The organism is Acidovorax sp. SUPP3334 (assembly GCF_030159055.1).
GTDB lineage: Bacteria > Pseudomonadota > Gammaproteobacteria > Burkholderiales > Burkholderiaceae_C > Paracidovorax.
The window spans coordinates 1-23751 of sequence record NZ_BQXQ01000056.1 but is presented as its reverse complement, the minus strand read 5'-3'; the positions used below and the strand labels follow the sequence as shown (position 1 = coordinate 23751).

The window sequence follows — 23751 nt, the reverse complement described above, 5'->3', positions numbered from 1 at the left end:
CTTGCGCGCACTCTCCAGCATCGGCTTGATGATCTCGAATTGCTCGCGGCTCGTATCGCTGGGATATTTCTTGGTTCGCACCTCGTCATTGTCAGTGATCAGACAAAGATCGTGAACACGTTCTAAGGGTTTTCCGAGTGCCCGATGCAAGAGGTATTCCCCTGATCGGCGCTGCGTTCACCAAGCTGAGCAACCCAAGCGCCGCGCCCGGCGTGGCGGCCAACTATGGGCTGACCTTTCCGCATGTGATCAAAGCGCACTGACGCGCAGCCCGACAGGAGCACGGGCACTGCCCTGCGCTCCAACGAACCTGGGGGCGCTTCAGGACGGATGTGTGCTTGTCTTGGCAAATAGCTACCGCATCAGCGGTGGCGTCCAGCAAACCTCCAGGCATTTCCATAGCTGCAGCCCCCCCACTGAGTCGGGAAGTTGTAAGGAAAAAGTTCGCGGGAACGGCAGGACATGGCGCCTGCCGTCCTCCAGCCGGCAGTTGCCCTGACAGCATGCGCCTCGGCTCAACCCACACTTGGCCCGCGATACCTTTGGTGACCAATCCGCTGGAGGACAATTTCGCCCAGCGTCGTCCCTCGCATTAGCCTGCGTGCTTCGCCCAAAACACGCCGGAGAAATTAGCCCGTGAATGCACTGCTCGCCCTGAGAAGATTGACGATTGCAACCACCGCCAATGCGCTGCTTTTCGGCCTTTCGGCCTCCGCCTTGGCCGGGGTGATCACAGGCACCGGCACATCGCCGTCGCTCACGCAATTGGGTGCCACAGATGCCGTGGCGATGCGGCTTGCCCCCGGCCAAAACGGCCATGCGCTGCTCACGCCCTACTTCACCGCGCAGAAAGGGCAGATGACCGTGCTGCACCTTGTCAACACGGACCGTGACCACGGGAAAGCCATCAAGCTGCGCCTGCGCGGCGCCGCCAACGGCGACAGCCTGCTGGCCATGACCGTGCTGCTTTTGCCTGGCGACACGTGGACCGGCGCCATCACGGCAGGGCCTGATGGCCGTGCGCAGATCACGACGACGGACAAATCCTGCACGGCACCCCAACTCGCCTCCGGCATCGCGCAGCCCCTGCTGACCGACCGGCTCAACCCAGCCCTCACGCCGCAAGAACGCGCCAACCACACCCGCGAGGGCACTGTCGAGGCCATTCTCGCGGCCGACATTGTTACCGCCCCGCGGGTTGACGTCCCACCACTCGTGCGAGCGATCGATTTAAGCTTTGGTGGTCCTCGCTGCAATGACCCCGCTGTGGAGACGGCACTGCTTCAGGACATCAAGGACGAGACCACCGCTGCCAGTTTGGGTTTCGCCACGCCTTCCGGCGGCATCAGCGGTAGTTGGTACATCATCGATGTGGCGGGAGCCACCACGTTTTCCGCCGCCATGACCGCACTGGAAGCCGTCAACGCGGCCGACCAGCCGGCGCGCGGCAACTACGTGCTGTTTCCTGCGACCGAAACGGTGGTCGATGCGCCGGAACGCTACACGGCCGATCCGCTGCTGGTTTCTGCAGGATTCGCCGGGCGAGAGATAAATACCGACGGCGTATTGACCCAGCCCACGACCGCTGCGGTGGTACAGGCCCAGGCTCACGATCTGCCCGACCTCTCCACGCCCTACCGGCTCTCGGCCTCGCCAGCCAATGCAGCCCGCACTGCTGCGGAGGCGTCCCAAGCGCTTGCCGCACGCGAAGTCTCCAACCAATTCTCTGTTGAGCCGTCTATCTCGGCACGAACCGATTGGGTGTTCGGCCTGCCGACGAAGCGCTATAGCGTAGCGATGGACTATGCAACCGGCCTGAGCACCTTCTCAGCCGTTCCACCAGCCGGAGAGGGGCCGCAGTACTTTCATACGCGCAACACCCAGGCACGCGACGACAGGACATGCTTGCTCTACTCGCTGTTCTTTTCCTATACCCGCGACGGATATACAGACTCTCCGGTGCGGCCGGCTAGCATCATTTTTTGCGGCGCGGTCACCGTCGTGCCCATCAATCAACTCGCCAACCCTCCTACCACATCGATGTTGGCGGCCTCCATTGCGCTGCTGCCCACGCCTTCGGGGGTTTCTCCCCCCTCAACGCAGCCAACGGGTTGGTCGGGACTGAAGATCGATGGCCCTGCAGGGTTGCCGGTGATAGGCGCCTCTTTTATGAAGCTCGTCAACCCTGGCGCCGCACCGGGCTTGATCGGCAACTACGGCCTGCTGTATCCCCACATCGTGAAGCGCCCTTGACAGGCCGCCAGCGCTGCCCGCCCGACCGACCGTCCCCTGTTGCCTAAATCGCCATGGGCAACTCGGTCGTCGACAGCACGTTGCGAATCACCATGAACGAGCGCACCTGCCGCACACCCGGCAGGTAGAGCAACTGCTCGGCGTGCAGCCGGTTGAAGCTTTCGCTGTCCTTGGTGCGCACCAGCATGAAGTAGTCGAACTCGCCGGTGACCACATGGCACTCCATGCAGCCCGAGATTTTGGCGGCGGCCTTCTCGAACTCGGCGAAGGAATCGGGCGTGGAGCGGTCCAGGACCACGCCGATCATCACCAGCATGCCCGCGCCCACGGCGCGCGGGTTCAGCAGCGCCACGATTCCATCGATCAGCCCCAGCCGCTTGAGGCGTTCCACGCGCCTCAGGCAGGCTGGTGCGCTCAGGTGGACCTTGGCCGCCAGGGCGACGTTCGACACCGAGGCATCGCGCTGCAGCGCACGCAGGATGGCTTTGTCGGTGCGGTCCAGCTCGCCCGTGAGATCGGCAGCAGTGGCCGGCACCACAGGTCTTGTTAATTTTGTTGCGCACATTTTAAATTTCCTGCAATAAAGGCCAATAAAAAATATTTACTGCTGTCTTTCAAGCCGATTTAAGAACTTTTTTCGCAACCCTGTTGTGCCGACATTTTCCTACCATTGGAGGTAACGGATTGCCTTTGGCGGCTTCCCTGCCCCTGCAGGCGAGGCGGCCCGCCATGGCGCCGGACCGCTGTCCCCATGACTTCCCCCTTGCCAGGATGCCTTCCATGAACTTGCAGAAATTCCCCCGCCATTCGCTGACCTTCGGCCCCACCCCCATTCAGCCCCTGCCGCGCCTGTCCGCCCACCTGGGCGGCAAGGTCGAGCTGTACGCCAAACGCGAGGATTGCAACTCGGGCCTGGCCTTCGGCGGGAACAAGACGCGCAAGCTCGAATACCTCATCCCCGAGGCGATCGAAGGGGGCTACGACACGCTGGTGTCCATCGGCGGCATCCAGTCCAACCAGACGCGCCAGGTCGCCGCAGTGGCCGCGCATCTGGGCATGAAGTGCGTGCTGGTGCAGGAAAACTGGGTGAACTACTCCGACGCGGTGTACGACCGCGTGGGCAACATCGAGATGAGCCGCATCATGGGCGCCGATGTGCGGCTGGACGCCGCGGGCTTCGACATCGGCATTCGGCCGAGCTGGGAGCAGGCCATGGACGACGTGCGCAAGGCCGGCGGCAAGCCCTTTCCCATTCCGGCGGGCTGCTCTGAGCACCCCAAGGGCGGTCTGGGCTTCGTCGGCTTCGCCGAAGAAGTGCGCCAGCAGGAAAAGGAACTGGGCTTTCAGTTCGACTACATCGTCGTGTGCTCGGTCACGGGCAGCACGCAGGCCGGCATGGTGGTGGGCTTCGCCGCCGACGGCCGCGCCGACAAGGTGATCGGCATCGATGCGTCGGCCAAGCCGGAGCAGACCCGCGCGCAAGTCCTGCGCATCGCTCAGAACACCGCGAAGCTGGTGGAACTGGGCCGCGACATCACCGAAGCCGACATCGTGCTGGATACGCGCTTCGGCGGCCCGGAATACGGCCTGCCCAACGAGGGCACGCTGGAGGCGATACGGCTGTGCGCCCGCCAGGAAGGCATGCTGACCGACCCGGTCTATGAAGGCAAGTCGATGCACGGCATGATCGACATGGTGCGCAACGGCGAATTTCCCGCCGGATCGCGCGTGCTGTATGCGCATCTGGGCGGCGTGCCTGCCCTGAACGCCTACAGCTTCCTTTTCCGCAACGGTTGATAGACCCATCCAGGAGAACGCAGCACCATGACACGACTCGGCTGGCCCGGAGCCACCCCTTTGCCCGACACGCTCGACCCCGGGGAAGTCCAGGAATGGTGCGATGCCCTCGACGGCCTGCTGGCCGCCTGGGAGCCCCGACAAGGCCGCGAGCGCGCCGCGGCGCTGCTCGATGCGCTGCTGGCGCATGCACGCCAGCGCGGGTTGCAATGGAGCCCTGCCGGCATCACCTCGTACCTGAACACCGTGCGGGTGGAAGAGCAGCCCCCCTACCCCGGCGACCCTCAGATCGAGCAGCGGCTGTCGGCCATCGTGCGATGGAACGCGCTGGCCATGGTGGTGCGGGCCAACGCCGCGCAGGGCGAACTGGGCGGCCACATCGCCAGCTATGCCTCGGCAGCGGACCTGTTCGAGGTGGGCTTCCACCATTTCTTTCATGCACGCACCGAGCGGCACGGCGGCGACCTGGTGTACTTCCAGCCGCACTCGGCGCCAGGCGTCTATGCCCGCGCATACCTCGAAGGCCGGCTGAGCGAAGACTCCCTGCGCCACTACCGCCAGGAACTGGGCGCAAAGGCCAAGGGCATCCAGGGCCTGACGTCCTATCCACACCCTTACCTCATGCCGGATTTCTGGCAGTTTCCCACCGGCTCGATGGGCATCGGCCCCATCAAGGCCATCTACCAGGCGCGCTTCATGCGCTATCTGGCCGACCGGGGCCTGTGCGACACGGCCGGCCGCAAGGTCTGGGGCTTCTTCGGCGACGGCGAGATGGACGAGCCCGAATCCATCGCCGCGCTCACCCTCGCCGCGCGAGAGGGGCTGGACAACTGCATCTTCGTGATCAACTGCAACCTGCAGCGGCTGGACGGCCCGGTGCGCGGCAACGGCCGCATCGTGGATGAGCTGGAATCGCTGTTCACCGGCGCCGGCTGGAACGTCGTGAAGTGCCTGTGGGGTTCCGAGTGGGATGCGCTGCTGGCGCGCGACCATGGCCACGCCCTGGCCCGCGCTTTCTCGCAGACCTTGGACGGCGAGTTCCAGACCCTGAGCGCGAACGACGGCGCCTTCAACCGCCGCCACTTCTTCGGCAAGAGCCCCGACCTGCAGGCCCTGGTGGCCCACCTGTCGGACGACGACATCGACCGCCTGCGCCGCGGCGGGCACGACCCCGCCAAGATCCACGCGGCTTTCGCGCGTGCGGCGGGCCACGCCGGCCAGCCCACCGTGGTGCTGGCCAAGACCATGAAGGGCTACGGCATGGGCAGCGTGGGCCAGGGCCGCATGACCTCGCACCAGCACAAGAAGCTGGGCGCCGACGAACTGCTCGCCTACCGCGACCGCTTGCACTTGCCGCTGACCGACGAAGAAGCCCGCACGGCGGCGTTTTGCAAGCCCGCTGACGACAGCGTGGATGCGCTACCTGCACGATCGCCGCCAGGCGCTGGGCGGCTATCTGCCCGTGAGGCGCGCCAGCGCGCCCGAAGTGGCCGTGCCCCCGCTCGCATTGACGGGCGGCTTCGCACTGGAAGCCGACGGCAAGGCCATGAGCACCACCATGGCCTTCGTGCGCCTGATGGGGAACCTGCTGAAAGACGAGGCGCTGGGGCCGCGCGTGGTGCCCATCGTGGCCGACGAGGCCCGCACCTTCGGCATGGCCGGGCTGTTCCGCCAGGTCGGCATCTATGCGCCGTTCGGCCAGCTCTACCAGCCCGAGGACAACGCTTCGATGCTGGTGTACCGCGAAGAAAAGTCCGGCCAGATCCTGGAAGAAGGCATCACCGAGGCTGGCGCGCTGGCCTCGTGGACGGCGGCGGCCACGAGCTATTCGACGCACGGACTGTCGATGCTGCCGTTCTACATTTTCTACAGCATGTTCGGCTTTCAGCGCGTGGGCGACCTGATCTGGGCGGCTGCGGACCAGCGGGCGCGCGGCTTTCTCGTCGGCGCCACCTCGGGCCGCACCACGCTGGGCGGCGAGGGACTGCAGCACCAGGACGGCAGCAGCCACCTGATGGCCTCCACCATTCCGAACTGCCGCGCCTACGACCCTGCCTTCGCGGGCGAGCTGGCCGTGATCGTGGACCACGGCATGCGGCGCATGGTCGAGTCGCAGATCGACGAGTTCTTCTACATCACCGTCACCAACGAGAACGTGGCCAACCCCAGCCTGCCGGCCGATGCGCACGACGGCGTGGTGCGCGGCATGTACCGCCTGCGGCAGGGCGCGCCGGCGATGGCGCAGCGCGTGCAGCTCTTCGGCAGCGGCGCCATCCTGGGCGAAGTGCTCAAGGCCGCGGACCGGCTGGAGCAGCAGCACGGCGTGGCAGCCGACGTGTGGAGCGTGACGAGCTACGTGGAGCTGGCGCGCGAGGGACAGGCCTGCGAGCGCCAATGGCGCCAAGGTGAGCGCGATGCCGTCGGCAGCTGGTTCGAGCAGCAGTTGGCGCCGACCTCCGGGCCCATCATCGCGGCCAGCGATTACGTGGTGGCGCTGCCGGAGATGGTGCGCGCCTTCGTGCCACCGGGCCGGCGCTATGTGACGCTGGGCACCGATGGCTTTGGCCGCAGCGATTCGCGGGCGGCCCTGCGTGCGCACTTCGAGGTCGATGCCGAGGCCATCGTGCAGGCCAGCCTGCGCGCCCGTTCCGAAGACAACCCAGCCACCGCTTCCGGCGGATAACGAGCGACTGCGACAGGGCCTGGCCACGCCCCTTTATGAAGAGGCGCCGGATCAACCGACCCGGCGGCCGACCCGTCATGCGGCCAATAGCCCGGCCACGCGCTCGCGCAGCAGTTCGGGCTGGACCGCTGCGGCAGGCACTGCCGGGCCGACGTTGAGCCCCACGCGATTGAACATGCCGCGCCGCAAGGGCCGCACCATGGCGCCGCCCTGCTCGATGCGGCTGAAGTACGAGCCCCACAGGTTGGTCAACGCCATCGGGATCACCGGGGGCGCCAGCCCTTCTTCTCGGGCCCTCTCGAGGATCTTCATGATGCCGCCCTTGAACGGCTGCAGCTGGCCGTCGCGCGTGATGCCGCCTTCGGGAAAGATCGCCAGCAGATCCCCCTCGCGAAGCACCTGTGCGGCGCGTTCGAACGCTGCGGCGTAGACCGCGGGGTCGTCCTTTTGCGGGGCGATCGGAACGGCCTTGGCCAGCCGGAACAGCCAGCCCAGCACCGGCACGCGAAAGATCCGGTGGTCCATCACGAAATAGATCGGGCGCGGGCTGGCGGCCATCAGCAGCACCGCATCCACGAAGCTCACGTGGTTGCACACCAGGATGGCCGCACCCTGGGTGGGCAGGTGTTCGTCGTTGCGGATCCGGAAGCGATAGACGAAGCGCGAGGCCACCCACGCCACGAAGCGCAGCAGGTACTCGGGCACCAGCAGAAAGATGTAGAACGCCACGATGGCATTGGCGATGCCCGTGAACAAAAAGATCTGCGGCACCGAGAAGCCAGCGCCCAGCAACGCTCCGGCGATCAGCGAACTGCCGATCATGAACAGCGCGTTCAGGATGTTGTTGGCCGCGATGATTCGGGCCCGGTGCGTCGGCTGGCTGCGCATCTGGATCAGCGCATACATGGGCACGCTGTACAGGCCGGCGAACAGGCTCAGCAGCGCCAGGTCAACCATCACGCGCCAATGCGCGGCCTGCGCCATGAAGGCACCCAGCCCCATCTCGGGCGCAGGCGGCAAAGAGCGGGAGGCGAAGTAGAGGTCGATGGCGAACACGCTCATGCCGATCGCGCCCAGCGGCACCAGGCCGATCTCCACATGCCGGCGGCTCAAGACCTCGCACAGCAAGGAGCCGACGCCGATCCCCACCGAAAACACCACGAGCAGCAACGAGGCCACATGCGCATCGCCATGCAGAACCTCCTTGGCGAAGCTCGGAAACTGCGAGAGAAACACCGCACCGAAAAACCACATCCAGCTGATCCCCAGCAGCGAGCGGAACACCACGGGGCTCGCATGCGCGAGCTTCAGGTTGCGCCAGGTTTCGGTGACCGGATTCCAGTTGATCGACAGGCCCGGGTCCGTGGCCGGCACGCTCGGAATGAACTGCGCCACCGCGCGCCCGGCCAGCGCCAGCAGCACGCATGCCGCCGCCACCCAGGCGTGGCCGATATTCGGCACCGCCACCAGCAGCCCGCCCGCCACCTGGCCCAGCAGGATGGCGACGAAGGTGCCCATCTCCACCATGCCGTTGCCGCCCGTCAGCTCGCGCTCGGACAACACCTGCGGCATGTAGGCGAACTTGACCGGCCCGAACAGCGTGGAATGCAGCCCCATGAGAAACGTGCACGCCAGCAGCACGACGGCGCTGGAGGCCAGAAACCCCCAGGCCGCCATCAGCATGATGGCGATCTCCAGGTTCTTCACGAAGCGGATCATGCGGGTCTTGTCGAACTTGTCGGTCAACTGCCCCGATGTGGCCGAGAACAGCAGGAACGGCAGGATGAACAGCGCGCCGATCACCAGCCCCGCCATGGACGGCGGCATCCACGACACACTGAGCTGGTAGGTCACCATGACGGTGAAGGCGAACTTGAACAGGTTGTCGTTCGCCGCGCCGGCGAATTGCGTCCAGAAAAACGGGGCGAAGCGTCGCTGGCGCAGCAGGGTGAACTGGTTGGGGTGCGCCGGCTCGGCCGCGCGGGGGTGGTCGGCCATGCGGGCCTGTTCTTGGCTCATGCCGTGCTCCTGTGGAATGGTTTTCTTCAGATGCTCCGCGCCGCAGGCCCGGGCTGGGCGCCCCGGTCCGCGCTGGCGGCGATTGTGCCCCGCGCCGGACCCGCTGCGGCAGACCGGCGCAGCCAGGGCATGCGCCGCACGCACATCGGCCAATAGGCGCCGGGTGTCGCAGCGCGGCGCGGCGCGGGGTGAGTGCCGCGATGACCGGCCACGCCGCCATGACCTCGCACAGCTCGACCGCATCGGCATCATCGAATTGCGGCCGCTGAACCGTTACCGCCTCAAGCTGGCAAAGACCTTCCGCTGGCGCCCGCACGGCCCGGTGATGCACTACTTCCGGGACCACGCGCTGCTGGACTACTTCGCCGGCAGCTTCGACGGCCCGGGCGAAGGCGTGCTGCTGGTGCACGGCGCGATCAGCCGCAGCCTGGCGCCAGCCTTCTGGGAGCGCATGCAGCGGGTCGCCAACGACTTTGCGCAGCAGCATCTGGCCGACCAGCGCATGCCCGAGCGCGAACGCGAGGGCTACACCGTGCTGCTGGCGCTGCGCAGTTGGGAGTTCGACGTGTTCACGAGCATGCGGCGGTAAAGGCCGCACTTCCTGCGGCGGGGCAGGGATTCTTGAAGTCGAAAGTTATTTCAAAGCGGAAAAGACAGGCTTCAAAGCGCTGCAGATGGAAGTGGCCAGTTCTTCCTGCTGCTGGATGCCGAATTGGACCGAACAGTCGAAATGGCGAGCCCAGGCGATCCGCTTGAACGAGGAATCCACCAGCCGTATCGACGCACGAATGCGATCGGTGTCGATTCGCAGGCTGCTTTCGATCAAATGGTGGGACCTGGCGCTTTTGCCATGCCGGTCGAGGTCGTTTCCGCCTTGCCCAAGCAATGAAGCGGGCGCCATGAGTACGTCGCCAAAAACGCGGAAGAGCTGGTTCACCAACTCTTCATACAGGCCATGCGCGAAGGCTTGCCCATCGACACGCACTGCAATGCATTGGACTGGCTGGACCATGAGCCGACTGGGCAGCATCGGCTCTTCATGCCGTGCCAGTGATGCGCGTTGGATCACCGGCATGTAACTGCCCACAGGAATGCTGATCTCGATGTTCCCCGGCGACTTGTTGGCCGCGTAATAAGCGTCCAGCCGCTGGCGCAACCTTCCCACTTGCACCCTGACGATCGGGTCTTCGCCTGGCATGTAGGCCGAGGCATCGCGGTCGAACACTTCGATCCCGATGGTCTGCTCATTGGTGTTGCGATCTTCCCCGGCAATCGCCTGCTCCACCAAAAACCGAAAAAGCCGCCTCATCCGATGCGCTTTGGTGAAGGCGTCGCTTTCCAGTATTGCATCACACGCCGCTCGGACCTGATCTTTCTCGATTTCATTGATTTTCTCCCTCACAAGCACCTCATCCATTAATGGTTAACTTCGTTTATGACACTTCAAGCCCTAAAAATCCAAAAAAATATTGACCACTTTCTTCAGGCGAAGGATATTTATTATTACCACACTTCATCCGGAGATAAACAATATTCCCACCTTCAAGCCTGAATAGATCTTAAAAAAACTGACCGGCCTTTTTATTGAACCATCAAAATGTTACGGTAACGATGCTGAGCGTTACTGTATCGATACTTAGATTTTTTGTTTGAAAAACTTAGGATTCATCCAGATCAAACAAATGTGGCATGCAACCGCCAGTTATGGAGAGATAAATGGCCGACTCACTCCCTGCCGACGTCATTCAGGCAATTGCAATATCCAATGCGAAGTCCATTGGCGAGCAGCCAGCCATTCTGGCGAATCTTGCGTTGGCGCAGCAAATATTCAATCAAAACATGCAACAGCAAATCGCATTGAGCCAGCAGCAAGCGATGAATCAGGTGCAAATGGCCGCCGCCGCGAAATGCGTCACCATGATCGAAAAAAGCGATGGCACCGACAGCAAGCCTTCAATGGAGAAAATCCTCAAAGATATCGAAGATTTCATGAAAACCATCAGGGCCAATTCGCCGCCGAAAAATTGAAACCCTCAGTGAATGCCATTCGTTGCCATTTGAAACGGCAACGAATCATCCTCCCAATTCCGGGGTGCGGTAGGTAACCCGCTTTTCCATCCACCTGTAATCTTTCAAGGAGAAATACCATGGCAAATCTGCCCGAAGAAGTCGTCAGCGCAGTCGCAATCGGAAATCTGAAGGCCATCTCGGAACAGCCAGCAATGCTGTCCAACCTGGCGTATTCGAACACCGTGGCCAACACCAATCTTTCTCAACAGAACGCGGTTGCCAACCAGCAGGCGATGAACGAACTGGGCATCTCCATTGTTGCCAAGGCGTCCAACACGGTCAGCAACATCGGCCCGCTGGAAGCTCGCTCTGCGGTGGATGTGCTGACCAACGACGAGCTGGCGCAAACCATCGCCGACATGAAGGCCACGCTGCAGGCTTTCAGCGGCCGTTGATCGCGGTCCCTCGGGACTGATACGGAGGACAAAACATGATTGATGCACAAGTCACGAGCGCGGTTGCGGTCGGCAATCTGAAAGCAATTTCGGAACAGCCGGCAATGCTTTCCAACCTCGCGTACTCGAATGTGGTCACCACCAACAATCTGGGACAGCAGAACGCGGTGGCGAATCAGCAAGCCGTCGGCGAACTGGGAATTCCGTTGGTGGCAAAGGCCACGAACACCATCGGCACCATCGGTCCGATGGAGGCCAGGTCCGCAGTGAACGTCCTGACCAACAACGCCTTGGCCCAGACCATTGCCGATCTCAAGGCCACGGTGAATGCCTTCGCAGCGCCCCCCGGCGGGAAAGCCAAGCCCGGATGGATGCCGATGCTCCGAAAACTGCTGGAGTGGGGAGTGTTGGTGGACGATTCTGGACGCGTGGTCATCCCTGAAGGTGTCACTGCGTTCTTTCCGGGAAAAGTCGCCAAGGAAGACATCTTGGTCGATCTTCAGCCCAACTACTTCACCGTGAAAGCCCGGGGTTTGTAAGCAGGTCAGTGGCTCAACGATGAAAGGTGAGGTGGCCAACAAGCCGCCTCACCTCTTTCGAACGGAGAAGAAAATATGGGAATTATCGAGATCAGAGGCGCAAGCGGCATCGGGTTGCAGAGCACGGCAGCGCCAGCCGTCGCGCTGTCAGGGTTGGCCAGCGCACAGCAGCCCTCGGCACTCTCCAATCTGGCTTATGCCAACCAGGTCGCCAGCAACGATCTGAGCGCCAAATCGCAGATCGCGCGCCAGGATGCCATGAACCGTTTGCGCCATTCGGTCGTGGCCTCGGCGGTGGCACGCATTCAAGGGCTGGGCCCATTGGCGACCAGATCCGCAGTGACCGCGCTCACTGGCAACGAAGGGGCCGAGTCTCTTGGCGGTCTAAAAGGCGCGATCAGCGCTTTCTCCAGCCGCCACGCAGCGGCAATACCTGGGCGAAGGGATCCTCCATGACCCAGGCAATCCAAGAACCAACACCCATGGAGCAACACAACGCCATGCTCATGGAGCAGATCCAGAGCCGGCTGAAAAGCGGATTCGACGCGGCATTGCAGGGCGGCAACTATTACGTGGTCCGAAGCAGCCTGACAGGCGTGCTGTCCGTTCTTGCATCGACCACCATCACCGACGACCACGACGTGGCTTTCGGCCCGCATCCGTTCTCCCAATGCATCGGCTATGTCAACTCCACCGTCGTGATGCGGACTGCGGAAAAAGAGGATTGGGAATCAGACCCCATCCTGACCCGGCCCACCCCGAAGCAAACCAAAGGCACCGAACAATGACCCAACCTACAGTCACGCCCCCCTCACCGTCGATGGCACAACTGGGCCAGATCGTCGAGGACATCGCCACCTCGATGACGAAGGTCGCCACGAACATCGCGATGCTCGGGGTCGAAGGCAATGCCGACGAGCAGACGCGGATCATCACGGAGGAAAACAACAAGGTGTTGGACCGCATCCGCCAGCTGTACCAATTGCCGCCTGCGCCGGAGCGATGACATGGGAGCCAGCGGCGCCATTGTGGATGCGCCCCTTTCTGCCGTGGCTGCGCTGAACGGAATTTCGCTCCCCAGCGCAGAGTCCTCGTATGCATTGATGGTCAAGGTGCTGCAAAACAATGCCAGTCCGCTGATCTTCGAATCGATGGCGCTGAGTGCCAGCGCCATCACACGGGGGTTGGTCGCCTACGAAACGACCATTGCCGTGGGCCATGCCCAAAGGCTCGAGTAACAGCATGCGGCGCGTTGAATCGGAATGGCGCCCGCTGCCCGAGCAGATCCTCGTGATGGCGTTCCCGCAGGCCTATTTGCAAGGTGCGCCGGCTCCAATATCTACGCTCGGCGAAAGTGGCTTCTTCTGCGTCCAAGCCATGGTTCAGCACATCGATGTGGACGCGCCTGACGTGGACTGGCTATGGCTGGCCCCACCCGAGCCGCTGACGGCAGGTTCGAGCAAGATCGGCTACCGCGCTATGGACAACACCCTGTCCCTACGCAGTGCTTTCGTCGCTGTGTCTGTGCGTGGAAAGCGCTATGAAGTGCAGTTCGTGCAACAGCCCGGTGAACTGGTGCAGACGCAAATGGTGAGGTTGCTGAATTCACCGCTGACCATCGATTGCCTGATGGCCGTTTCGTTCATCGCCAGTCTCATCAAGAAGATCCCGATCCCTCCGATCAAGGTGATCGTGGCCGTGATCGCGGTTGTGGCATTGCTTGCGTTGGGAATGGCCGTGTCGTTGTTGCGGCGCAGTTTCATCCTGGTACCAGAGCCCTTGCCGCTGTCCACCGACACCAACGGCGTGCCCATCACCATCGTTCCAGGCGTATCGGTCTCGAATGTCCTGCCACTCGAAAACGTGTTGGCAGAAAACCAGACCATCGCACTGCAGACGGTCAAAGCGGTTTATTGGTTAATCAAGGAGGTGAAATGATGTCTGCGACCGGGACGAACACGGCATGCGTCCAATCAGGAGAGTCCATGGATAACTACACGGGTTTCGACACGGCAAATTTTCCGGGGATGAAGTGCATGGAATGGCTGAAGTCCAACACGGGACTGACTTGGTGCGGGTTCTACCTTGCTCCAGCGCCCAGCCACCAGAACACCAGTTGGATGAATCAAAGGAAGGCGCTGTCGAAGCAAGGATGGGGTTTGGCGCCCATTTACGTGGGGCGGCAAACATGCGGCCCGGGCGCTCAAAACCCCACTGGCAGCCAAGGCAGCACCGACGGGGCGCAGTCAGCGCATTTGGCCGGCGTCGCGGGCTTTGCGCCGCAGTCCACCCTTTATCTGGACTGGGAAGATGGCAGCCCTCCTGGCGCCGAAGCCATGGCGTACATCAACCACTGGATCGCCGCAGTCATCGCAGCAGGGTATCAGCCAGGCCTTTACTGCTCGCATGTCGTTGCGCCGACGATGAAAAAGAGCGTCTCGACCACCAATCCGGCAGCGACTTTGCGGATGTGGGTCTGGAAAGTGACAACGGCCGCCCGGCATCGGTACGACGGCGACATCCGCAAGCTGCAGCCTGCCGATCCGGCGGGGAGCGGTACCGATGCCGACCTTTGGCAGTTCGAGCAGAACGCGGTGCTGACATTGCCCGATACGCACTGCGACGGACTCCAGTTGGATCTGAGTTGGTCCACACTGCAAGACCCGCACAGCCCAGCCCCACAGAACGGAAAGGCGTGAGCCGATATGGGTGGCGCGATGGTCTGCCAGCCACTGAGTTTTTGATCTCCAGGGCATAGGCCACCGCCCATCCCGACCGGAAACACCCGGTCACAACACTTCGCGCCGCGGCGACACCGGCTTGACGTTGGCCGATCACTATGGAGGTGCTGACAAAGACACAGCGCTTTTCCAAAGGAGTTCGTCATGACCCGTAAGGCCATTGCACTCACTGCCGCGTCCATCGCCCTGGCTTCGCTGGGCTCCATCACCACGGTCGCGCAGGCCGCCACCAGTGCCACGGTGATCGTGCAATCCGGCGGGCCGGTGTACCAGCAGCCCGGGCCCGTGATGGTGCAGTACCAGGCACCGCCCCCACCTCGCCGGGAAGTCGTGCCGCCCCCACGCCGCGGCATGGTCTGGGAGACCGGTCACTGGGAATGGCGCGGCCACCGCCATGTCTGGGTGGCAGGCCATTGGGTTCGCGCCCGCCCCGGCTATGCCTATCGCCAGCCGGCCTGGGTGCAGCACGACGGCCGCTGGGAAATGCGCCGGGGCGGCTGGGACCGCGATGGCGACGGAGTGCCCAACCGCCAGGACCGCCGTCCGGACAACCCGAACCGGTACTGATCCCATGCCCCGCAGGATCGCGGGGGCGCCGTGCAGCCTGCGGCGATCCCGCACATGGTGCACGTGCCCTACAAGGGCGGGCCCGAGGCCATCACGTCGGTGGTGCGGGGCGAGACCTGCAGCATCCTGAACCGGGTGCAGACCGTGCTGCCCCACCACAAGGCCGCCAAGGTGCGCCTGCTGGGCGTGACCACCGCCAAGCCCGTGGCCGCCGTGAAGGAGGTGCCCACCATCGCATCGAGCGGCCTGCCGGGCACCCGGGGCTTCGACAGCTCGATCTGGTTCGGTGTCTTCGCGCCCAAGGGGACCGACGCCGCCGTGGTGCAAAAGCTCAACACCGCCCTGCGCCAGGTACTGGAGCAGCCCGATATCCGCGAACGGTTCGAATCGCAGGGCAACGCCGTGCGCATCGAAACACCCGAGCAGTTCCGCCAGACCGTCCATGCCGACCGCGCGAAGTGGGCCCAGGTGGTGAAGGACGCCAAGATCAGCATCGATTGAACGCGGGGTTTGCGCCGCGCGCCTTCGCTGCTACGATGCCACCCGCAGGAGAGCGAACGGTCCACGGGCCGTTCCACCGAAGGCGCAAACTCCCATACACGCTCAGGTCCCGTACTGCACCACCATCAAAGCCGTCTGGAGAGCCGCCATGCATGCCATGGCGCACCGAAGGAGCAAGCCCCTCGCCGCGTTGGCGCAGGGTGAATCTCTCAGGTACCAAGGACAGGGGGAGCGGCAGCACGGCAGATCGCCGTCGGCTGCACGCTATCAATTAAATAGCAACACTCCGGCGATCTGCTTGCGCAAACCTTCAAAAAGGCTTGTGAATCATGCGCGTGATCGTTCTCGGTGCCGGCCTGCTCGGCACCACCTCCGCCTATTTCCTGCAGCAGCTCGGCCATGAAGTGACCGTCATCGATCGCCAGGGCACCCCCGGCGCCGAGACCAGTTTTGCCAACGGCGGGCAGATCTCGGTGAGCCACGCCGAGCCCTGGGCCAACCCGAGCGCTCCGCTCAAGGTGCTGAAGTGGCTCGGGCGCGAGGACGCCCCGCTGCTGTTTCGCCTGCGCGCCGACATGCGCCAGTGGCTGTGGGGCTTGCAGTTCCTGCGCGAATGCACGCCGGCGCGCACGCGGCACAACATCGAGCAGATCGTGCGCCTGGGCACCTACAGCCGCGACACGCTGCAGCAGCTGCGCCGCGACACCGGCATCCAGTACGACCAGCGCACGCAGGGCATCCTGCACTTCTACACCAGCGCCGAAGAGTTCGACGGCGCGCTGGCCCCGGCCGAGCAGATGCGCGCCCTGGGCTGCGAACGCCAGGTCGTCGGCGCCGACGAGGCCGTGCGCCTGGAACCTGCGCTCGCGCACATCCGCCCGCAACTGGCCGGCGCCACCTACACGGCCGAGGACGAGTCGGGCGACGCCAACACCTTCACGCGCGAACTGGCACGGCTGGCCGAAGCCGCAGGCGTGCAGTTGCGCACGGGCTGCCACATCACTGCGCTGCGCACCACGGGCGGTGCCATCGACCATGTCGAAATCACCAATGCCGAAGGGCGCTTCGAGCGCGTGCGGGGCGATGCCTTCGTGCTGGCCATGGGCTCGTTCAGCCCGCTGCTGGCCGAACCGCTGGGCGTGTGCTTGCCGATCTATCCGGCCAAGGGGTATTCGGTGACGATGCCCGTGCGCGATGCGTCGGCCGCGTACCAGGTGAGCCTGACGGACGACGAATACAAGCTCGTCTTCTCCCGCTACACCAGCGAGCGCGGCGACCGGCTGCGCATCGCCGGCACGGCCGAACTGAACGGCTACCAGCGCGACCTGAACCCCGTGCGCTGCGAGGCCATCGTGCGCCGCGTGGAGCAGCTTTTCCCCGGGGCCGGCGACACGTCCCAGGCGCAGTTCTGGACCGGGCTGCGCCCCGCGACGCCCAGCAACGTGCCGCTGATCGGCAGGACGAAGATCGGCAACCTGTTCCTGAACACGGGCCACGGCACGCTGGGGTGGACGCATGCCTGCGGCTCGGGCAAGTCCATCGCCCGCATCGTGAGCGGGCTGGCGCCGGAGGTGGACTTCGCCTTCACCGGCATGCCGCGGGCAGTGTCGCCTGCGCTCATGCCGGCGACTTGACGGTTTGCTATTATTTTTATAGCTATCAGCGCATGATTTCCTAGGGCGGGAGCCTCAAAAGGCTTGAAAGGCTTGTAAACCCCGCCCTGCCCGCGCCTGGCGGGGCGCTCACGGCCTGCAGGCGCTCCGCGCGGGTTCAGCCGCGCGTTCGCGCACTCAAGCCGGCGCCTGCTCGCTGGTGAACACGGTAAGCACGCCGGTGTAGCCATACAGCCGGTGGTGCGCGATCTCGCCGCCCGCGAAGAAGCCGACCAGCGGCACGTCGCCCAAGGCATGGCGCACGATCTGCAGCTCCGCGCTCGGCCCGCCGAAGTGCGGACCGCCGCGGCCGGAGCAGCTCACGTAGATCGCGCCCACCATGTGCCGCTGCGTGGATGCCTGCGGCGAAAGGTCGGCGCTGCCGCCCAGGGCCTGCGCCAGCGCGCGGCGCTCGCTGTCGGCCGATGGGGCCGGCGCGGGCAGGATCTCGGTTTCCTCGGGGGAGAGCTCTTCGCGGATCTCGGCGCAGATGCGCATCAGGTCGGCGCGCGCCGCCGTCACGTTGCGCTGGCAGAAGGCAAGTCGCATGCCCTCTTCCACATGGTCGGCCAAGGCAATGCCACGCCGGGTGGCATCGAGCCCCACGATGTGCCGCACCCGCGTGTCGGTGCCGAAATGGCCGGCACGGCCCAGCGGCTGCGCGCCGGCATCGATCAGGCCCGCGAGCGTGGCCCGCACTTCGCGCAGCGCGGGCTGCGGGTCGCCGTCCAGCGAAACATGCAGCGTATCGAGCAGCGCATCGAGCGCGGGCTGGCCGTCCAGCGACAGCACCACGTTGTCCTGCGCCTCGGTGATCGTGGCCAGCGGCCCCACGGGCTGGCAGCCCTGCGTGACGCGCGACAGCAGGCTCACGCCTTCGCTGAACGCCACGCCAGACAGGCCACCGTCGAACACGCCGCGCGCGCCGCCCTGTCCGGCCATGTTGCCGTTGCCGCCGATGGCGAACTGCACGCTGGCGTGGCGGCTGGCCGACAGGCCGCCGAACAGGTAGCCGGTGGCCGTGCGGTCGGCCATTTCATCGATCAGCTCGGCCAGGTCGGGCGTGCGCCCATCGGCATGCACGAGGGCCGTGTGCGCGACGAATCCGCTGGCCGCATTGCGCGCCAGCGGCGCCACGCCGGAGAAGACGCGATAGTGCTCGGGCGACAGGTCCAGCAGCATGATGGACAGCGCCGGCGCGTCGAAATACTCGGCGTTGTTGGCGGCCACGCCCACACCCACGGTGCCGCTCCAGTCGGTCACTTCGGGCAGCTCGGCCGACACGAAATCCAGCACGGCCTGGGCTTCGTCGGCGTAGTGGTCGGTGATGTACAGCAGTCCCAGGGTGGGGGCGCTGGCGTATTGCGGCAACGCCATCTGCGCACGCAGTTGCGCCAGCGCCAGCGCGGCCGCCATGCGCCATTGGGGATGCGTGGCATGGCCGTTGGGGAAGAGTTTCATGTTCGGGCTCAAGGTCTTCGCGGCCTTCCGCCGGAGCGGGCGGCCATGTCAAGGGAAACCGCGGTCACTGGCCCGCGCGTTTGCGGGGTGCAGCGGTCTTGGCGGCCGGGGGCGCGCTGGCATTGCGCCGCGCCGGTGCGGGACGGGGCGCTGCGGCCTTCTTCACCGGGGCCTTGGCCGGTGCAGCGGCTGCACGCGTGCTCCTGGCAGCGGCCGGCGCCGCGGGCCTTTTCGGGCTGCGGGCGGGCTTGGACGCAGAGGGAGACGGCACTCCGGCGGTGGCCATGCGCGCAGCCTCCTGCACGCCCTGCAACCCCTGGGCCGCCATTTGCGTCGCCATGTCGGTCGCGGTCTTGAAGGCCTCGGTCGCGGCACCGCGCGTGGCCTCCACTGCCGCTTGCTGCGAGGGATCGCCCAGCGCATTGGCCGCGATCTGCTGGAACTGGCTGGTCAGCGCTCCCCACCATTGCATCGGGTCCACCACGCCGGGCAGCGCGGAGGATGCGGGCGAAGCCGCTGCATCGTCGCCGTCGCTGCGGCCCGCACCGTCGTGGGCGGCGGCGTCATCAATGGGCGGCGCATGGTGCGGTGCGGGGCTGGCGCGGGCGGGCTCTGGTGCAGCCGCAGGCGTGTGTGCGGGTGCCGGCGCGGCCTTGGGCGCAAAGGCACCGGCCAGATCGCCCATCGCCACGTTCATGCCTTTGAGCGTGGCCAGCGTCATTTTCTGCACTTCCAGCGCCTGCACGGTGGCGGTCAGCGCGCGCGAGTTCTGTTCGAGCCAGAACTGCACGGCCTTCAACTCGTCGATGCGCTTTTCCAGCTCTTCCACGCTCAGCGTCGGCGCCACCCAGCTGGACAGGCTGGGCATCTGCGGCGCGCCGCCCGTTGCGCCCTTGGCGAGGTTCTGAAGAAAGTCGAAGCCCGGCACGAACCTGCCGAAACCGAAGGGAGATGTGTCGCTCATGGCTGTTCCTCTGCAATGCGCTGCATGGCGCCGGTGGGGGATGGGACAGCTTAACGCGATTGCCACGCCAGGCCAACGCTGCGGCCTTGTCGATGGCTTGCCACCCCATTCGGCCCGAACCGCTTTCTGCATGCGCCTTGCGCTTCGGAAACCCAGCATCCATGCCGCCTGGCGGGCGCAATCCGCGTGCGGCCCGCGCCTGCCGAAGCAAACCCCCTAGAATCCGGCGACCAGCATGCTGGAATGTTCACCACTTTTTCCGAGAAATACCAACACCATGGCAACTGCAAAGAAAACCACCGCACCGGCCAAGAAGGCCGCTCCCGCCGCCAAGAAGGCTGCAGCACCTGTCGCCAAGAAGGCCGCCGCACCCGCCAAGAAAGCCGCTCCCGTGAAGGCTGCGCCCGCGAAGAAGGCCGCCGCACCCAAAGCCAAGGCCCCTGTCGCCGCCAAGGCAGCGCCTGCAGCGCTCAAGCCGCTGAAGGACGTGTTCACGAAGACTTCGCTCATCGCCCATCTGGCACAGCAAGCCGGCGTCGAGCCCAAGGCCGCCAAGGCCGTGATGGCAGCGCTGGAATCGGCCATCCTGGCTTCGGTGCACAAGAAGGGCTCCGGCGAATTCACGCTGCCCGGCCTGATGAAGATCGGCCTGCAGCAAGTGCCCGCCAAGAAGAAGCGCTTCGGCAAGGATCCGTTCACGGGTGCCGAGCGTTGGTTCCCCGCCAAGCCCGCATCGGTCAAGATCAAGACCCGCGCGCTGAAGAAGCTCAAGGACGCCACGGTCTAAGCAGGCTTTGGCAGCTTAAGCAGCAGTGCCAACGCACTGCCAGCCCCTGAAAAACCGGCACCCGCGTGCCGGTTTTTTTATGCCCGCGCGCGGTGCATTCACACGTTTCGCTGCGCGCGATCAGGGTTCCAAATACCACTGCGCCAGGCGCTTGCGTTCACTGGGCCCCACGCCCAGCCGGTGCTCCAGATAGCGCTGCACGCCGCCATGGTCGGTATCGACGGCGTGCAAGGCGGCTTCGAGAAAATCCTCCTGCACGCGCCACAGCACGTTCAACACGGCCTCCGGTGCGCCCCCGGTCAATTGAGCCGGCCGGCGGTACAGGCCGTTGGTGAGAAGGTAGTCCTGCATCACCACATCGCGCGGCACGCCGAGCGCCATCAGGATGAGCGCCGCCGCAAAGCCCGTGCGGTCCTTGCCCGCGGTGCAGTGAAAGACCAGGGGCGTATCGTTGTCCAGCAAGTGTTCGAACAGCGTGGCGAACTCGCGCGTGTTGTGGGCCACGAACGCGCGGTAGGTATCGCGCATCAGTTCCATCGCGATCTCGGGCGTGAGCACGTGGCCGGAGATCGCCATCTCCTTGGCCCGCTGCACCACCGTGGGCTCGATGGACAAGGCGTGGTAGGCCACATCGGGCAATGCGTAGGCCAGCGTGGCACGCTCATGCTCGCCCCGAAAATCCACGGCCCGCGCCAGGCCGAGCGCTGCGAGGGCCTGCGCGTCCTCGGGCGTCAGCGCCGCCAGGTGATCGGAGCGGAACAGGCGCCGCCACCGCACGGGCCGGCCAGCGTCGCCCACATAGCCGCCGAGGTCGCGGAAGTTGGTGGCCCCCCGCAGATTCAGCGAACGGGTGAAGGGCTCTGAAGGGTTGGAATCGAGGTCGCTCATGCGCCCACTTTATGCGAAAGGCCTGGCACCGGATCCACCGCCGTGGCCGCCCCCCGCGCACTATCCGCGCTTTACCGGGTGCCCAGACCGCACGCATCACCCTATACTGCCCACGAGAAGTCAACCCCGCCGGGTGCGGTGCGCAGACCGTCGGGCCGCCCAGGGAAACGCTGGCAGCCCATTACCCGTGCCGCCGGTATGTCACCGCAGCATTCTGCAGTGCACGGGCGCCGGCTGGAACATGCCGGCATCGCGCAGTTGCCGGCACAAGAACAACAAGGGCCGATGCTTGCCCCACAGCAAAAGCGCTCGGTCGAGGTATTGCCAACCAATGAGCAAGGCCAGAGGGAGGGAGCATGGCCCCCCGGTCTTCCGTTCAACCAGTCTCAGGGGGGGAAGTCCATCCATGAAGAAGACGCTTGAAAACGCTTCCACCAGAAAGCTGCTGATGCTGCTGGTCCCGGCGCTGATCATCGTCCAGGTGGTGGCCTTCGTCTTTCTGCATTTCGCCAACCGCAACATCGCCCTGGAAAGCGTGGATTCCGCACTGGAAGGCGGAGCGCAGACGTTTCTGTACACGGCGGCCACCCGCAAGGACAACCGGCAGCAGACCTCGCTGCTGGTGACCAAGGACTACGGGCTGCAGTACACCATCTCCAACGGCAACCGCGCCACCATCGAGTCGGCGCTGTCCAGCCAGCTGGCCAGAACCGGGGCCGAGGTGATCGTGCTGACCGACCTCAACCACAAGATCGTGGCACGCGCTTCGGCGACGCAACTCTTGAACGAGCGCGACGAAGACCTGGACGCCACGCTGGAAGCCCTGGTGACCGAGATCAGCGAGACCGGGCGCAGCGTCGGCCCCCTCGCAGCGGGCGAACACACGCCGGTGCTCTACAACTGGGTGAAGTCCACGATCAGCGCGCCCATGCCGATCATGAACATCTTCCTGGGTTACCGCATCAACACCACGGCGGTGGAACAGTTCACCAAGATGACGCAGCTCAAGATGGCGTTTCTGTCGCAGGAAAGCGATGGCGACTTCGTCATCCATACCTCCACGCTGCCGGGCATCGTGTTGAACAACAGCATCCAGGAACACACGAATTCGTCCGAAAACTTTTCCGCCGAGGGCGCGGACGGCGCCCAGTACCGCGCCAAGGTCATCAACCTGGGCGGGCTGCGGGGCTCCAACGTCATCGCCGTCGTGGCCAAGCCTTTTGCGCCGGTCTTCTCGCCGTTCCTGCGGCTGGAAGGACTGTTCGCTGCCAGCATCCTGCTCAGTTCGTTCATCTCCATCCTCGCCGCCAACCACATCACCAACCGGGTGGTCATTCCCCTGGAAGACGTAGCGCACCGCGATGCGCTGACGCACCTGGCCAACCGCCGCCTCTTCGAGATCAACCTGCAAAACGCCGAGCAGAACCAGCAGGTGCTCAACACCGGCTACGCCATCCTGCTGATGGACCTGGACAAGTTCAAGGCCATCAACGACAACTACGGCCACGAAGCGGGGGACGCCGTCCTGAAGGAGGTGGCCCTTCGCACCCGCAAGCACGTGCGCGCATCGGACACGCTGGCGCGCCTGGGCGGCGACGAATTCGCCATCCTGATGCGCTCACAGGATCTGCAGCGCATCGAGGAGGCCGCCACCGCCATCGTCACCGCCATCCGCCAGCCCATTCAGGTGCGGCCCGATCAGTGGGTGAGCGTCGGCGCCAGCATCGGCATCGCCCGCTCACCAGAGAACTCGACCCTGGCAGCCCAGGTGCTGCACTGCGCCGACCTCGCCATGTATGCGGCCAAACAGCAAGCCTGCGGGCTCCAGGTGTACGAAGAGCCGCCAGCCGCGTGAGGGGCTTTTTCGGCGTGCTGCGCAGCAGGCATAGCTGGCCAGAAGCACCGACACGGCTGCCCGACGTAGAGGCAATCGCCCCCATGCGCAGTCGGCAATACGTGGACCTTCGGGCCAGTTGGCAAAGGTGCGCGCAACCGCGAGAAGGCTTTGTTCTCGCACATCTTCAGAGGCCAAGGAATGGGGTTTCACCACCGCGCAGAACCCCTGCCGGGGGTGGTGCGCTCGCGCTACGTCACGGACAACGAATTCGGGGGCGTTCGGGCCAATGCACCTCCCCCCGTGATCGATGCGATGGGCATTGCGCTACTCACAGGCTAACGCCCAGCCGATGTGCCCAAGATCAAGCGCGCCGACATTCGGGATGGCGCTCCGCTCTGTGGGTCGTTCAGACTATTGAGCCGGCTGCAATGAACTTGAATCAAGCGGCATAACGAACGTGCTCATGTTCAAAGTAGCTCTTGATCCGCGCGGGTTGTCGCTGCACGCTGCGCAGGTGACGTGCGGTAGCCTTGACGAGTTGCAGCTTGGTTCGGGCCGGGGCGAGCTTCGTGACCGCCTGCTTGAGGTCGGCATTGG

The 23751-nt window shown here is 64.6% G+C and carries 23 protein-coding genes, 4 pseudogenes and 1 riboswitch; of the genes and pseudogenes, 20 read left to right on the top strand and 7 right to left on the bottom strand.

All coding sequences use genetic code 11. The annotated features are described in order from the left end of the window. Window positions 1–137: 137 nt before the first annotated feature. Both AVHM3334_RS21685 and AVHM3334_RS21680 read left to right on the top strand, forming a co-directional pair. The gene (locus AVHM3334_RS21685) at window positions 138–263 is read left to right on the top strand and encodes a hypothetical protein (RefSeq protein WP_284415557.1); all 126 of its coding nucleotides are present in this window, start codon (window positions 138–140) and stop codon (window positions 261–263) included. 373 nt (window positions 264–636) lie between these two features. After that, window positions 637–2253, top strand: a complete 1617-nt coding sequence (locus AVHM3334_RS21680) for a surface layer protein NpdA (protein WP_284415556.1) — start codon at window positions 637–639, stop codon at window positions 2251–2253. A 43-nt stretch (window positions 2254–2296) separates the two neighbouring features. Here AVHM3334_RS21680 and AVHM3334_RS21675 read toward each other — a convergent pair whose 3' ends face one another. Then, window positions 2297–2818 (bottom strand): Lrp/AsnC family transcriptional regulator, encoded by a 522-nt coding sequence (locus AVHM3334_RS21675; protein ID WP_284415555.1) that lies wholly within the window; start codon window positions 2816–2818, stop codon window positions 2297–2299. Between the two features lie 215 nt (window positions 2819–3033). Between AVHM3334_RS21675 and AVHM3334_RS21670 the strand changes: the two genes are divergently transcribed. Both AVHM3334_RS21670 and mdeB read left to right on the top strand, forming a co-directional pair. Continuing rightward, window positions 3034–4050: a 1-aminocyclopropane-1-carboxylate deaminase gene (locus AVHM3334_RS21670; protein WP_284415554.1), complete on the top strand. Its 1017-nt coding sequence runs from the start codon at window positions 3034–3036 to the stop codon at window positions 4048–4050. Between the two features lie 27 nt (window positions 4051–4077). Next, a pseudogene (gene mdeB, locus AVHM3334_RS21665) lies at window positions 4078–6733 on the top strand (alpha-ketoglutarate dehydrogenase). Between the two features lie 75 nt (window positions 6734–6808). On the opposite strand, the gene AVHM3334_RS21660 reads toward mdeB, so the two are convergent. Then, complete coding sequence (locus tag AVHM3334_RS21660) at window positions 6809–8752, bottom strand: MFS transporter (RefSeq protein ID WP_284415553.1); 1944 nt, start codon at window positions 8750–8752, stop codon at window positions 6809–6811. Window positions 8753–8975: 223 nt separating this feature from the next. Between AVHM3334_RS21660 and AVHM3334_RS21655 the strand changes: the two are divergent. Further along, window positions 8976–9341: pseudogene (locus AVHM3334_RS21655) on the top strand (helix-turn-helix domain-containing protein); the annotation flags it as partial. Window positions 9342–9386: 45 nt separating this feature from the next. Here the strand turns inward: AVHM3334_RS21655 and AVHM3334_RS21650 are convergent. After that, window positions 9387–10169: a hypothetical protein gene (locus AVHM3334_RS21650; protein ID WP_284415552.1), complete on the bottom strand. Its 783-nt coding sequence runs from the start codon at window positions 10167–10169 to the stop codon at window positions 9387–9389. Between the two features lie 299 nt (window positions 10170–10468). On the opposite strand from AVHM3334_RS21650, the gene AVHM3334_RS21645 reads away from it, so the two are divergent. The 12 genes and pseudogenes from AVHM3334_RS21645 to AVHM3334_RS21590 all read left to right on the top strand — a co-directional run bounded on the left by AVHM3334_RS21645 (window position 10469) and on the right by AVHM3334_RS21590 (window position 17199). Further along, a complete protein-coding gene (locus tag AVHM3334_RS21645; RefSeq protein ID WP_284415551.1) occupies window positions 10469–10780 on the top strand; it encodes an FAD-binding monooxygenase in 312 nt (103 codons plus the stop codon). Window positions 10781–10899: 119 nt separating this feature from the next. Continuing rightward, entirely contained in the window at window positions 10900–11217 is a 318-nt protein-coding gene (locus AVHM3334_RS21640) for a R body protein (protein WP_284415550.1), read from the top strand. 35 nt (window positions 11218–11252) lie between these two features. Then, a complete protein-coding gene (locus AVHM3334_RS21635; RefSeq protein ID WP_284415549.1) occupies window positions 11253–11756 on the top strand; it encodes a hypothetical protein in 504 nt (167 codons plus the stop codon). A gap of 75 nt (window positions 11757–11831) precedes the next feature. Further along, a complete protein-coding gene (locus tag AVHM3334_RS21630; RefSeq protein WP_284415548.1) occupies window positions 11832–12212 on the top strand; it encodes a hypothetical protein in 381 nt (126 codons plus the stop codon). Further along, entirely contained in the window at window positions 12209–12544 is a 336-nt protein-coding gene (locus AVHM3334_RS21625) for a hypothetical protein (RefSeq protein ID WP_284415547.1), read from the top strand. Before AVHM3334_RS21630 ends, AVHM3334_RS21625 begins: the two co-directional genes overlap by 4 nt. Beyond that, window positions 12541–12762, top strand: coding sequence for a Ras family protein (locus tag AVHM3334_RS21620; protein ID WP_284415546.1), 222 nt, complete (start codon window positions 12541–12543; stop codon window positions 12760–12762). Before AVHM3334_RS21625 ends, AVHM3334_RS21620 begins: the two co-directional genes overlap by 4 nt. Before the next feature lies 1 nt (window position 12763). Then, entirely contained in the window at window positions 12764–12994 is a 231-nt protein-coding gene (locus tag AVHM3334_RS21615) for a hypothetical protein (RefSeq protein ID WP_284415545.1), read from the top strand. A 4-nt stretch (window positions 12995–12998) separates the two neighbouring features. Beyond that, window positions 12999–13694, top strand: a complete 696-nt coding sequence (locus tag AVHM3334_RS21610; RefSeq protein ID WP_284415544.1) for a hypothetical protein — start codon at window positions 12999–13001, stop codon at window positions 13692–13694. A 47-nt stretch (window positions 13695–13741) separates the two neighbouring features. Beyond that, window positions 13742–14455, top strand: a complete 714-nt coding sequence (locus AVHM3334_RS21605) for a glycoside hydrolase domain-containing protein (protein WP_284415543.1) — start codon at window positions 13742–13744, stop codon at window positions 14453–14455. A 186-nt stretch (window positions 14456–14641) separates the two neighbouring features. Then, window positions 14642–15064, top strand: a complete 423-nt coding sequence (locus tag AVHM3334_RS21600) for a YXWGXW repeat-containing protein (RefSeq protein WP_284415542.1) — start codon at window positions 14642–14644, stop codon at window positions 15062–15064. A 51-nt stretch (window positions 15065–15115) separates the two neighbouring features. Continuing rightward, window positions 15116–15565: pseudogene (locus AVHM3334_RS21595) on the top strand (Bug family tripartite tricarboxylate transporter substrate binding protein); the annotation flags it as partial. A 125-nt stretch (window positions 15566–15690) separates the two neighbouring features. Then, a riboswitch (glycine riboswitch) is annotated at window positions 15691–15801 on the top strand. Between the two features lie 93 nt (window positions 15802–15894). Next, complete coding sequence (locus tag AVHM3334_RS21590) at window positions 15895–17199, top strand: D-amino acid dehydrogenase (protein WP_284415541.1); 1305 nt, start codon at window positions 15895–15897, stop codon at window positions 17197–17199. 156 nt (window positions 17200–17355) lie between these two features. Here the strand turns inward: AVHM3334_RS21590 and AVHM3334_RS21585 are convergent, their stop codons facing one another. Both AVHM3334_RS21585 and AVHM3334_RS21580 read right to left on the bottom strand, forming a co-directional pair. Further along, window positions 17356–18678, bottom strand: a complete 1323-nt coding sequence (locus AVHM3334_RS21585; protein ID WP_284415540.1) for an FIST signal transduction protein — start codon at window positions 18676–18678, stop codon at window positions 17356–17358. 64 nt (window positions 18679–18742) lie between these two features. Then, window positions 18743–19642 carry a PhaM family polyhydroxyalkanoate granule multifunctional regulatory protein gene (locus tag AVHM3334_RS21580; protein ID WP_284415539.1) on the bottom strand — a complete coding sequence of 300 codons (900 nt, stop codon included), beginning with the start codon at window positions 19640–19642 and terminating at the stop codon, window positions 18743–18745. A 277-nt stretch (window positions 19643–19919) separates the two neighbouring features. On the opposite strand from AVHM3334_RS21580, the gene AVHM3334_RS21575 reads away from it, so the two are divergent. Beyond that, entirely contained in the window at window positions 19920–20429 is a 510-nt protein-coding gene (locus AVHM3334_RS21575) for an HU family DNA-binding protein (protein WP_284415538.1), read from the top strand. A gap of 120 nt (window positions 20430–20549) precedes the next feature. Here AVHM3334_RS21575 and AVHM3334_RS21570 read toward each other — a convergent pair whose 3' ends face one another. Further along, window positions 20550–21317: a tyrosine-protein phosphatase gene (locus AVHM3334_RS21570; RefSeq protein ID WP_284415537.1), complete on the bottom strand. Its 768-nt coding sequence runs from the start codon at window positions 21315–21317 to the stop codon at window positions 20550–20552. A gap of 406 nt (window positions 21318–21723) precedes the next feature. On the opposite strand from AVHM3334_RS21570, the gene AVHM3334_RS21565 reads away from it, so the two are divergent. Both AVHM3334_RS21565 and AVHM3334_RS21560 read left to right on the top strand, forming a co-directional pair. Further along, complete coding sequence (locus AVHM3334_RS21565; protein WP_284415536.1) at window positions 21724–23172, top strand: diguanylate cyclase domain-containing protein; 1449 nt, start codon at window positions 21724–21726, stop codon at window positions 23170–23172. A gap of 180 nt (window positions 23173–23352) precedes the next feature. Next, the gene (locus AVHM3334_RS21560; protein ID WP_284415535.1) at window positions 23353–23493 is read left to right on the top strand and encodes a hypothetical protein; all 141 of its coding nucleotides are present in this window, start codon (window positions 23353–23355) and stop codon (window positions 23491–23493) included. A gap of 100 nt (window positions 23494–23593) precedes the next feature. Here AVHM3334_RS21560 and AVHM3334_RS21555 read toward each other — a convergent pair. Beyond that, window positions 23594–23751: pseudogene (locus AVHM3334_RS21555) on the bottom strand (IS630 family transposase); the annotation flags it as partial.